Annotated in this window: 12 protein-coding genes; all 12 read left to right on the top strand. The window is 43.6% G+C overall.

The annotated features are described in order from the left end of the window. The first annotated feature begins 1 nt into the window (after position 1). The 12 genes from rbfA (at position 2) to QFZ77_RS24880 (ending at position 11796) form a co-directional block, all read left to right on the top strand. A complete protein-coding gene (rbfA, locus tag QFZ77_RS24935; RefSeq protein ID WP_057301522.1) occupies positions 2-361 on the top strand; it encodes a 30S ribosome-binding factor RbfA in 360 nt (119 codons plus the stop codon). Beyond that, entirely contained in the window at positions 358-1359 is a 1002-nt protein-coding gene (locus tag QFZ77_RS24930) for a DHH family phosphoesterase (protein ID WP_307443464.1), read from the top strand. The genes rbfA and QFZ77_RS24930 overlap by 4 nt, the downstream gene beginning before the upstream one ends. Beyond that, positions 1356-2270 carry a tRNA pseudouridine(55) synthase TruB gene (gene truB / locus QFZ77_RS24925; RefSeq protein ID WP_307443462.1) on the top strand — a complete coding sequence of 305 codons (915 nt, stop codon included), beginning with the start codon at positions 1356-1358 and terminating at the stop codon, positions 2268-2270. Before QFZ77_RS24930 ends, truB begins: the two co-directional genes overlap by 4 nt. Before the next feature lie 46 nt (positions 2271-2316). Beyond that, positions 2317-3252, top strand: a complete 936-nt coding sequence (locus QFZ77_RS24920) for a bifunctional riboflavin kinase/FAD synthetase (RefSeq protein WP_307443460.1) — start codon at positions 2317-2319, stop codon at positions 3250-3252. Positions 3253-3419: 167 nt separating this feature from the next. Continuing rightward, positions 3420-3689 (top strand): 30S ribosomal protein S15, encoded by a 270-nt coding sequence (gene rpsO / locus QFZ77_RS24915; RefSeq protein WP_029195252.1) that lies wholly within the window; start codon positions 3420-3422, stop codon positions 3687-3689. 268 nt (positions 3690-3957) lie between these two features. Next, complete coding sequence (locus QFZ77_RS24910) at positions 3958-6060, top strand: polyribonucleotide nucleotidyltransferase (RefSeq protein WP_307443458.1); 2103 nt, start codon at positions 3958-3960, stop codon at positions 6058-6060. Positions 6061-6216: 156 nt separating this feature from the next. Further along, positions 6217-7269, top strand: a complete 1053-nt coding sequence (locus QFZ77_RS24905) for a polysaccharide deacetylase family protein (protein ID WP_307443457.1) — start codon at positions 6217-6219, stop codon at positions 7267-7269. Positions 7270-7375: 106 nt separating this feature from the next. After that, complete coding sequence (locus QFZ77_RS24900) at positions 7376-8632, top strand: M16 family metallopeptidase (protein WP_307443455.1); 1257 nt, start codon at positions 7376-7378, stop codon at positions 8630-8632. Further along, complete coding sequence (gene dut, locus QFZ77_RS24895) at positions 8619-9074, top strand: dUTP diphosphatase (RefSeq protein ID WP_307443453.1); 456 nt, start codon at positions 8619-8621, stop codon at positions 9072-9074. Before QFZ77_RS24900 ends, dut begins: the two co-directional genes overlap by 14 nt. Before the next feature lie 158 nt (positions 9075-9232). Then, positions 9233-10132, top strand: a complete 900-nt coding sequence (gene dpsA / locus QFZ77_RS24890) for a dipicolinate synthase subunit DpsA (protein ID WP_307443452.1) — start codon at positions 9233-9235, stop codon at positions 10130-10132. After that, on the top strand, positions 10129-10722 hold the full coding sequence (locus tag QFZ77_RS24885; protein ID WP_047672942.1) for a dipicolinate synthase subunit B: 594 nt from the start codon (positions 10129-10131) through the stop codon (positions 10720-10722). The genes dpsA and QFZ77_RS24885 overlap by 4 nt, the downstream gene beginning before the upstream one ends. Positions 10723-10758: 36 nt before the next feature. Next, positions 10759-11796, top strand: coding sequence for an aspartate-semialdehyde dehydrogenase (locus QFZ77_RS24880; protein WP_307443451.1), 1038 nt, complete (start codon positions 10759-10761; stop codon positions 11794-11796). Positions 11797-11825: the final 29 nt, after the last annotated feature.

Genomic DNA, 11825 nt, shown 5'->3' with positions numbered 1-11825 from the left:
AATGGCTAGAGTTCGTGTAGGTCGAGTTGGCGAACAAATCAAGAAAGAATTAAGCCAGATCGTTCAGTCCGAATTGAAAGATCCACGCATTGGTTTCTTAACCGTAACTGGTGTAGAAGTAACGAACGATTTATCCTTAGCTCGCGTTTTTCTTAGCGTAATGGGCACAGAAGAAGAGAAAGCTGCAACACTTAAGGCACTTTCTGTGGGTTCTGGATATATTCGTTCGGAATTAGGCAAACGAATTCGTTTACGTAAAATTCCAGAACTGCAATTTAAGTTCGATGCTTCTATTGATTATGGAAGTCATATCGATAACTTGTTGCACAAGCTTAATCAGGAAGGAAATTCAAGCGTATGAGAAGTGGAATGAACCATGCCACCGAGTACAGCCAGCAGCTGGCAGCAGCAGCTACGTTTATCGAGCAGCATGATGATTTCCTGGTGGTATCTCACATCCAACCGGATGGGGATGCCGCCAGTTCTACGTATGCCACCGGTTGGATTCTTAAACAACTGGGAAAATCCTTTACAATGATCAATGAGGGCGCTATGCCCTCTAAATTTTCCTATTTATGGGGAAATGATCAAGTCCTTGATTATGGCAAGGAAGTTCCAGAAAGACTTTACCAAACCATCATAAGTGTAGATTGTGCTGATTTCTCCAGAATGGGTAGGATCAGCACTCTTTTTGATGACCAGGCACAGCTGCTCAATGTTGATCATCATCCAACGAACGATAGATTTGGTTCGTGCCATTTGATTAAACATGATGCCGCTGCAACCGTTCAAATTTTGTATGATTTAGCTATACATATGAAACTTGTACCGAATTTGGAGTTTGGTGATTGCATTTACACGGGCTTGCTGACTGACACAGGTGGTTTTCGGTATTCGAATACCTCGCCTGAGGTTATGCAGATTGGTGCAACGCTGCTATCACTTGGTGTTCAGGGCTCTGTCATAGCTGAGCAAGTGCTGGAAAGAGTCACTTATTCGCAAATCGTACTTCTTCAGAAAGCTTTATCTACACTTTCATTTGCGAATGATCGTAAATTAGCATGGCTTGCTGTTTCTCTGGCAGATTTGGAGTTAACTGGTGCCTCAAGCGACGATCTGGATGGGCTTGTCAATTATCCGCGTAATGTGGAAGGCGTAGAAGTGGGCATGCTATTTAAAGAGAAAGCAGTCGGTGTCATTAAAGTAAGTCTCCGATCATCAGGACTTGTTGACGTTGCTGCGATTGCGCAATCACTTGGCGGTGGCGGCCATGTTCGTGCATCAGGCTGTACAATCCAAGGTACGCTTGAGGAAGCAGTAGCCAAAATGGTTCAGGAAGTAGGGAACGAACTCATATGACGTTAGAAGGCATTTTGCCTGTATGGAAACCAGCGGGCTTCACTTCTCATGATGTAGTAGCCAAAGTTAGAGGTATCCTTGGGATCAAACGCATCGGCCACACGGGAACGCTTGACCCGCAAGTAACTGGGGTTTTGCCATTATGTATAGGTAGGGCAACTCGAATGGTGGAGTACATTCAGGATCTGCCTAAGGAATATGAAGCTGTTCTTCGAATTGGTCTTTCTACCGATACGGAGGATATGACGGGTACGGTGTTGGAAGAAGTTTCACAGGTGACTTTAGATGAAATGAAGGTCCGTGAGGTTCTTCATTCTTTTGTCGGAGAAATTGAACAGGTTCCACCAATGTTCTCTGCGGTGAAGATTGATGGGAAACGACTCTATGAATTAGCTCGAGAAGGCAAGGAAGTAGAGCGGAAGTCACGTAAAGTGACGATTCATAAGCTAGACATTCTTCATATGGACCTACAACAAAAGCATCCAGAGATTCAATTTCGTGCTTCTTGCTCCAAAGGGACCTATATAAGAACCTTATGTGTGGATATAGGCAAAGCTCTCGGATATCCGGCGGTGATGAAAAGTCTAATACGTACATCGACGGGCAGTATTCGCCAAGAACAGTGCTTAACATTTGAACAGATTGAACAAATGAAGGTTCAAGGATTACTGCAGGCGCATATGATTCCTATGGATCAGGCGATTTCACATATCCCATTCATTGAACTATCTGCCGGGGAAGCTGTACATGCACTACAGGGGAAGAAAATTACTATGACTGCGAATCGGACGGCTCATGCAGAAGCTTCACAAACCATTTTCAGGGCTTATTCGCCTGATGAACGTTTTCTTGGTTTGTATGAATGGAACAGCGCTAGCCAAGTCCTGATCCCAGCCAAAGTTTTCCTCTAATTATAACGTCACGGGACAGGTTGACATGGGTAGGTGAAATGAACTTATGCGCATAATACCAATATCATATCCCATTAATATGGATGATTTGGACCTAATTGTAGGAGAGCAAGTGGTGGCAATTGGTGATTTCGATGGTGTACATTTGGGACATCAGGAAGTCATTGGACGAGCCCTACGCACGGCTAAGAATCTTGGGCTGAGGGCAGCCATCATGACCTTTCACCCACATCCTAGAGCAGTAATGGGTCAAGATAGATATACGGATCTAATAACTCCGATGAGTAAGAAAATGAAGATGTTTGAATCACTGGGTGTGAATCATACCTACATTGTTACCTTTGATGCCTCTTTAATGCGGTTATCCCCGGAACATTTCGTGGATCAAGTATTAGATCGACTTGGTGTTGAAAGTGTCATATGCGGTTTTGATTTTACGTTTGGTTTTCAAGGTAAAGGTACCCCGGATTCGCTCTGTGAGTTGAGTCATGGGAAATTTTCTGTAGAAGTGGTGAGACCCTTTCATATGGATGGCGAAAAAGTTAGCAGTACACTCATTCGTGAATCATTACAGCAAGGGGACATAGACACAGTTACCAGACTTCTTGGGCGTCCCTATAGTATAAGCGGCATCGTTGTGGATGGAGAAAAGCGGGGGAGAACACTTGGTTTTCCTACCGCTAATATTCAACTGGATGAGTCTTATGTCATCCCTACCAATGGTGTTTATGCGATTAAAGCTTCTGTTAAAGGGGAAACCTATAAAGGGGTTATGAATATTGGTGTAAAACCTACCTTCACAACTGGAGAATTGAAGCCCTCATTCGAAGCTCATTTATTTGATTTCTCCGAACAAATTTACGGCGAGCATATGAATGTTGAGCTCATAGCTTTCCTTCGACCAGAGCGGAAATTCTCATCCCTGGACGATTTGGTTACTCAAATTAAACTTGACGTCGAAACAGCCAAGAACAAATTATAACGTTTCAGTTGAAACAAGCATTTACTTCTACTGTGCGATTATGATATACTGAATAACGTTGCCAAAAGGATCTATACCTTCTGGCATGAACCTTAGCTTGGACATACGCTATCATCGGCGATTTCTAGGCTAGCGGGGATACAATAGAATTTAGGAGATGAACAATCATGGCATTAACTCAAGAGCGTAAAACACAACTGATTCAAACTCACAAGGTACATGATACCGATACGGGTTCACCTGAGGTACAAGTAGCAATCCTTACAGAAAACATTGTCAACCTGACAAATCATCTGCGGACTCACAAGAAAGATCATCATTCCCGCCGTGGTTTGCTCAAAATGGTTGGTCAACGCCGTAAGCTGCTAGCATACGTGAAGAACAAAGATGTGAGCCGTTACAGTGCTTTGATTGAAAAGCTTGGTTTGCGTCGATAAAACCGACAATGAGAAGCAACCTGTTGCTCCTTTGCTGGGCTTGATAAAGCTTTGGCGAAGAAAAGCAACGAGGTTGCTTTTTCTTGTATTTTTAAAACGGAAAAAGAAGGAAATACTAGACATTACGCAGAAATAGTGGATGACTCCAGCGCTAGGCAATTTTTTGAGTACATACGGAGCATAATATTAAAGGTTTCTGAACCTTACTTTCTGTGCATGTTTATCAAACACATATGAATTGAATAGAACAATTCCTTAGGAGGATGTTATGGAGAAAAGGGTACAAATGGAACTTGGCGGCAAACCGTTCATTCTTGAAACGGGTAGACTGGCCAAACAAGCCAATGCAGCTGTAACAGTTCGTTATGGTGATACGGTTGTGCTAAGTACAGTAACGGCTTCAAGCGGACCGAAAGATCTGGATTTCTTTCCGTTAACGGTTAATTATGAAGAAAGATTGTATTCCGTAGGTAAAATTCCTGGTGGTTTTATTAAACGTGAAGGACGTCCAAGTGAGAAAGCAATCCTAGCGAGCCGTTTAACGGATCGTCCGATTCGCCCACTTTTCCCTGAAGGCTTCCGTAATGACGTGCAAATCGTTTCTATCGTAATGAGCGTAGACCAAGAGTGTCCGCCAGAAATGGCAGCAATGATTGGTACTTCTGCTGCACTAGCAATCTCTGACGTTCCTTTCAATGGGCCTGTTGGTGGTGTGATTGTGGGACGAGTAGATGGGCAATTCGTTATTAACCCGACGGGTGAGACAGCAGAGAAAAGTGATCTTCACTTGACAGTTGCCGGCACCAAAGATGCGATCATGATGGTAGAAGCTGGTGCGAATGAAGTTTCAGAGGAAGTTGTACTCGAGGCTATCATGTTTGGACACGATGAAATCCGTAAGATTGTTGCGTTGATTGAAGAATTGGTTGAACAAGCGGGTAAACCGAAAATGGAGGTCAAACTTCATACGGTTGATGCCGAGGTAAATCGTGCAGTTCGTGAATTTGCTCAAGCTAGATTAGTTGATGCGATTAAAATTCCTGAGAAGCATGCTAGACAAGAAGCAATCGATGTTGTGAATGCCGAAGCCGTGGAACATTTTACAGCCTTGTATGCAGAGACTCCTGGCTTACTAGGTGATGTGAAGGAAACGCTTTATGATATCGTTAAAGAAGAAGTACGTCGTTTGATCACGCATGATAAAGTGAGACCGGATGGACGTAAACCAGAAGAAATTCGTCCAATTGATTGTGATATTGATCTGTTACCGCGTACTCACGGTTCAGGCTTGTTCACACGTGGACAAACACAAGCTCTGAGTATCTGTACATTAGGTGCTTTAGGCGATGTTCAAATATTGGATGGCTTGGATCTTACAGAAACGAAACGTTTCATGCATCATTACAATTTCCCTCCGTTTTCCGTTGGGGAAGCAAGACCGCTTCGTCCACCAGGTCGTCGTGAAATCGGACATGGTGCATTAGGTGAGAGAGCCCTTGAGCCAATCATCCCTAATGAAGTTGAATTCCCTTACACAATTCGTCTCGTATCTGAAGTATTGGAATCGAACGGTTCAACATCCCAAGCGAGTATTTGTGCAAGTACACTTGCTCTAATGGATGCTGGTGTTCCGATTAAAGCTCCGGTTGCTGGTATTGCAATGGGTCTGATCAAAGACGGAGATCATTTCTCCATTCTATCCGATATTCAGGGTATGGAAGATCACCTTGGCGATATGGACTTTAAAGTTGCGGGAACTGCTGAAGGTATTACAGCCCTGCAAATGGATATCAAAATCGATGGGATTGATCGCAGCATCCTACAGCAATCTTTGCAGCAAGCCAAAGAAGGCCGTCTGCACATTTTGGGTAAAATGGTATCTCGTATTTCTGAGCCTAAGAAGACCCTTTCCAAATACGCGCCTAAGATTCTTACGATGAACATCAACCCGGACAAAATCCGTGATGTCATTGGTGCAGGTGGTAAAATCATCAATAAAATTATTGAAGAAACCGGCGTTAAAATTGATATCGAACAAGATGGCCGTGTATTCATCGCTTCATCCAATCAAGAGATGAACGAAAAAGCACGTTCCATTATCGAAGGCATCGTACGCGAGGTTATCGTGGGTGAAACTTACCTGGGAACCGTAAAACGCGTTGAGAAATTCGGAGCATTCGTAGAAATTTTGCCTGGTAAAGAAGGTTTGGTTCATATTTCACAAATCTCCACAGAGCGTGTAGCGAAAGTGGAAGACGTAGTGAACATTGGCGATCAAATCACCGTCAAAGTAACCGAGATTGACCAACAAGGAAGAGTTAATCTTTCTCGCAAAGCGACATTAACTTCGCAAGTCCCAGCTCAAACCTAAGCCGCGTGACTTGTGAAGTCCCCTTTAAATAGTTTTGGATAAAGAGTCAGATCAATCTGTCTCTTTTTTGCTTTTCCGTCATACCAGGACATGCCTCGTTCTACTCTTGTCCTTTCCTGCATAAAATCAGGAAATATGGAAGGGGGAGATCTGTGTATGCTCCACAAAAAATGGCTTCTTCTTGGAAGTTTTTTTGCTATGGTTCTGCTTATATTGGATGCAATCCCTAGCGTAGGAACTTACATTCATGCAGTGAAAAATAATCAAAACACGTATCTAGCAGATTCCAATTGGAGGGATGAAGAAGCACTCCCTGTCTTTGCCTCTGCGACTTTAAATTCAACCGAACTAAAGAAGTCAAAGCATAGCATTTTACTAGAAACGATCATGAAAGAAGCTGAAAAACGAAAGATTGCCCCTATTAATGCCAAAATCGATCCCGTTTGGAAAGCTATACCCGGTTACAATGGATTGGAAGTCGATATTGAGGAGACGCTCAAGCTAGCAGAGCATCACTTAACGCCGAATAAAATTAATTATGTAATGAAAGAAGTGCAGCCTAGTATTCAATTGAACGATCTCGGTCCGAATCCAATTTATAAAGGGAATCCCAAGAAGCCAATGGTTTCTTTCATGATCAATGTTGCTTGGGGAAATGAGTATTTATCTAGTATGCTAGACACTCTCCGCAAGGAAAATGTACATGCGACTTTCTTTCTGGATGGCTCGTGGTTGAAGAAGAACGTAGAAATGGCCAAAAAGATCCAAAGCGAAGGGCATGAATTGTCTAATCACGCTTATTCGCACAAGGATATGAGAAGTATAACTCGCAGTAAAGCTGTTGAGGAAATTTCTAAAACAGAGGATTTGTTGAAACAGCAGATTGGTGTGAAGAACATACTGTTTGCGCCTCCGTCGGGTTATTTTAACCAAGAAACGATTCAAGTAGCATCGGAGTTCAACCTGCAAACGGTCCTTTGGACTTTCGATACGTTAGATTGGAAAAATCCAGGGGCTGAGCGAATCCTTCAGCGGTTATCGACAAGTGTCGAGCCTGGATCACTTATCTTGATGCATCCAACGACCTCATCCAAGGAAGCACTGCAAGGTATGATTCGTATCATTAAAAATAAAGGATTGACGATTGGTACCGTATCTGAGCTTTTATCCTCTAGACGTGTTGTTGAAGCGGGTCAAATCGCGAATTAATCGATGAATCAGCTGGAAAGTTGAGTCGTTGGCACATTTTTGTTAGACTGAGTAAGTATAATTGGGGAAAAGGACTTTAGGTGCTACAATTCGAGGAGGAACCTTGGTGATCAAATATCGCTTACATAATGGCTTGAGAGTCGTCATGGAACAAATTCCTACGTTTCGATCGGTAACGTTCGGGATTTGGGTGAAGACGGGCTCGCGTAATGAGTCTCAAGATAATAACGGCATTTCGCATTTTATTGAACACATGTTGTTCAAGGGGACAGAGCGCCATTCAGCCAAAGATATCGCGGAGATATTTGATGGAATCGGAGGAAATGTGAATGCATTCACCTCCAAAGAGTATACATGCTATTACGCGAAGGTTCTCGATGATCATTTGCCTCTTGCCATGGATATGCTTTCGGACATGTTTTTCCATTCTGCATTTGATGAGAGTGAGTTAGAAAAAGAGAAGAACGTCATTTATGAAGAAATCTCTATGTATGAAGATACACCGGACGATTTGGTTCATGATTTATTGGCCAAAGCTTCTTATGGCTCACATCCGCTAGGGTATACGATCCTCGGAACTCAGGACAATTTATCGAAAATGAAATCCGAAGATCTACGTAACTATATGAAGCAATACTATAATACGGAAAATACAGTTCTTAGTATTGCTGGCAATATTGATGATAGTGTGCGCGAGCTTATTGAGAAGCATTTCGGTGAATTCGCTCAAACGGGCGTGGAAACAAGTTATGATGCACCAGATTTCCTTGGAGAACTGATTTTCCATGCGAAAAAAACGGAGCAAAACCACATCTGTCTATCGCTTCCAGGTCTATCGCTCCAAGAAGAGAATCTATATCCGATGGTACTGCTGAATAATGCCATTGGCGGTGGAATGAGTTCTAGATTGTTCCAGGAAATTCGGGAGAAACGCGGGCTTGCTTATTCCGTTTATTCGTATCACTCCTCGCATATCGACAGCGGTATGTTCACGATTTATACAGGCACAGCACCGAAGCAGACGGAAGAAGTGCTCAAAGTGACTATGGAGCTGCTGCATGATATTGCGGTGAATGGAATGACAGATTCTGAGCTAAAGAAAGGAAAGGAGCAGCTGAAAGGCAGCTTGATTCTTAGTTTGGAGAGTACCAGCAGCCGTATGAACCGATTTGGAAAAAATGAGCTGATGACTGGTAAACATTACAGTCTCGACGAAATGATCGAGCGAATTGAAAGCGTTCAGATGGAGAACATTCGTCTATTGACGAAAACGCTATTCGGGGCACCTTTTTCTCTGTCAATGGTGGGAAATTCGGATGATGTAATTAACGGCTTCAGGAGGGATCAGCTTGTCTCTCTATAACTTTGATGTTCAAATTAAACGGGTATCCGGACAGGAAGATATTCTTCTGCCTCAGAAAATGTCCGCCGCTGCCAGCGGCTTCGATCTTCATGCTGCTGTGAGCGAGCCGGTAGTTCTAGGTCCGGGTGAGCGTCAACTTATCTCTACAGGCTTTGCACTTAGTATGCCACCTGAGCTTGAAGCTCAGATCCGACCACGGAGCGGGCTCGCCTACAAGCATGGCATCACAACACTGAATTCACCGGGTACGATTGATGCCGACTACCGCGGGGAAGTGAAAGTGCTGCTGATTAATCATGGGACGGAGCCGTTCACCATTCGGCGGAATGAGCGAATTGCACAGATGGTATTCCAGCTTGTACCACAGATCCAGCTCAATGAGGTTTCGGAATTAACGGAGACGGAGCGAGGATCAGGCGGTTTCGGTCATACAGGACGGTAATAAATCTACTGCACACGTAAGCATAAAATGCCTGAACCCCTTTCAATTGAAGGGGTTCTTTTTGTTTTCCAAGGAACTGAGTACGGAAAGTCACCCATCCTTAGGCGAACGCATACTATAACTTATCGAAACGGACCGAGAAAGGGGTGTAAGCGAGAATGCTCACTGGGATTTCGGTTGCTATTATGGGTGGAGACGCCCGGCAGCTTGAAGTAATTCAGAAATTTACTGAACTTGATGCTACGGTGACATTAATCGGCTTTGACAATTTAGGGAGACAATTTAGCGGTGTTTCAAATGCTAGACTCGATCCCGTGCTGTTTCAAACCGTTGATGTACTTATTTTACCTGCTGTAGGTACGGATGATTCGGGACAAGTGGAATCTATATTCTCGAGTGAAGAGATGAGACTGACTGACGATCTTATGTCTTCACTGCCAAAGCATGCCAAAGTGTATACAGGAATGGCCAAAAGCTTTCTAAAAAAGCTTTGTGCGGCAAATGGGATTGAGGTAGTGGAGTTATTCGAGCGTGATGATATTGCGATTTATAACTCCATTCCGACAGCCGAGGGAGCGCTGATGATGGCGATCCAGAATACCGATATTACCATCCACGGTTCAGTTAGTATGGTTTTAGGTTTTGGTCGTACAGGTTTTACAATGGCCAAAACTTTGCAGGGATTAGGGGCAACCGTGAAGGTTGGCGTGAGGAAACCGGAGCATTTTGCAAGGGCGTGGGAGATGGGTTTTCAGCCTTTTTATACAAAGGACTTGTACCCGGAAGTGGGGAATATTGACTTGCTTTTTAACACAATTCCGACTATGATAGTCACAGCGCAAGTTATTACTAATATCCCACATCGCGCGCTTATCATCGATTTGGCTTCTAAACCTGGCGGAACGGACTTCCGATTTGCCGAGAAAAGAGGCATCAAAGCGATGCTAGCGCCCGGTTTACCTGGCATCGTCGCCCCCAAAACAGCTGGCCGCATCATGGCAAACACACTCAGTCAGCTGATCGTGGAAGACTTCAAAGACAGGAGCGATGTGGAATGAATTGGCAAGGGAAAACAGTCGGATATGCTTTAACTGGTTCTCACTGTACGTTGGAAGAAGTCATGCCTCAGATTAAGAGATTTGTAGATGCAGGTGCTCGTGTCATTCCGATTGTATCGAATACAGTCATGACTACCGACACACGTTTCGGCAATGCAGCTGATTGGCAGCAACAGATAAAGGATATAACAGGTAACGAAATTATATCTACAATTGTGGCCGCTGAGCCTCTAGGTCCATCCAAGCTGCTTGATGTGATGGTTATTGCGCCATGCACAGGGAACACGACTAGTAAGCTAGCAAACGCGATGACAGAGAGTCCAGTACTTATGGCTGCAAAAGCGCAAATGAGAAATTTGCGGCCGCTAGTTTTAGCCATTTCGACCAATGATGGGCTGGGTTTGAACGCGATGAATATCGCTAAGCTTCTCATTACCAAAAACATTTATTTTGTACCCTATGGTCAAGATGCACCTGGAGCGAAACCAAATTCGTTGGTAGCTCGGATGGACTTGATTATGGAAGCCTGTGAAGCTGCTCTTGAAGGTAAGCAATTGCAGCCCATGATTATTGAGAGATTTCAATACTAATTCATATATAACATCTTGAAGGGGAGAGTCCAGCTCATGTCGAACCAGAAACTTTTTAACGTTGCAGTCGTAGGCGCTACAGGCGCAGTAGGAGAACAAATTATCCGTCTATTGGATGAACGGAATTTCCCCATCAAGGAATTGAAATTACTTTCTTCCGCTCGTTCAGCGGGCGTAAAGCTTTCTTTCAAAGGTCAAGAAGTAACTGTTCAAGAAGCGACGCCAGAAAGTTTTCAAGGCGTTGATATTGCTTTATTTAGTGCTGGAGGCGATGTTACGAAGGCATTAGCTCCTCACGCGGTTAAGGCGGGTACGATCTGTATCGACAATACGAGTGCATACCGCATGGATCCTGAAACACCACTAGTAGTACCTGAAGTAAACGTAGAGAAAATTAACGAGCACAAAGGCATTATTGCAAATCCGAATTGTTCCACGATCCAAATGGTAGCTGCACTTAAGCCTTTATATAATCGCTACGGGATTTCCCGTATCATTGTATCAACGTACCAAGCTGTTTCTGGAGCTGGTGCTAAAGCGATTAACGAAATGTTGAGGCAATCGAAAGAAGTGCTTGAAGGGAATGATGCGAAGCCGGATATTTTGCCGGTTGGTTCTTTGCCAGTGAAACATCAGATTGCCTTCAATGCGATTCCGCAAATTGATAAATTCCTCGATAACGGTTTTACGAATGAAGAAATGAAAATGATTCTTGAAACGAAAAAAATTATGGGCGATGAGTCCATTGAAGTTACAGCTACATGTGTTCGTATTCCGGTTGTTTATGGACACTCTGAGTCTGTCTATGTTGAATTAAAAGAAGATTTCGACGTAGAAGAAGTGAAGACGTTACTTGCTAATGCCCCTGGTATTGTTCTTGTTGACAATCCGGCTGAGCAGCAATATCCACTAGCTACAGATGCAGCGGGTAAGTTGGAAACTTTCGTTGGTCGTGTACGCCGTGATTTGAGCAATCCGAAAGCGCTAAATATGTGGATTGTTTCTGACAACCTGCTAAAAGGCGCTGCATGGAATGCCGTACAAATTGCTGAATATATTGCTATAGAACAATAATCAGCAAGTAGAACTGCGTTAATCATCAT

Origin of the sequence: Paenibacillus sp. V4I3 (assembly GCF_030817215.1) — a bacterium.
Lineage (GTDB): Bacteria > Bacillota > Bacilli > Paenibacillales > NBRC-103111 > Paenibacillus_E.
Note: the sequence above shows the minus strand (reverse complement) of the source record. Positions and strands in the feature narration are given on the sequence as shown.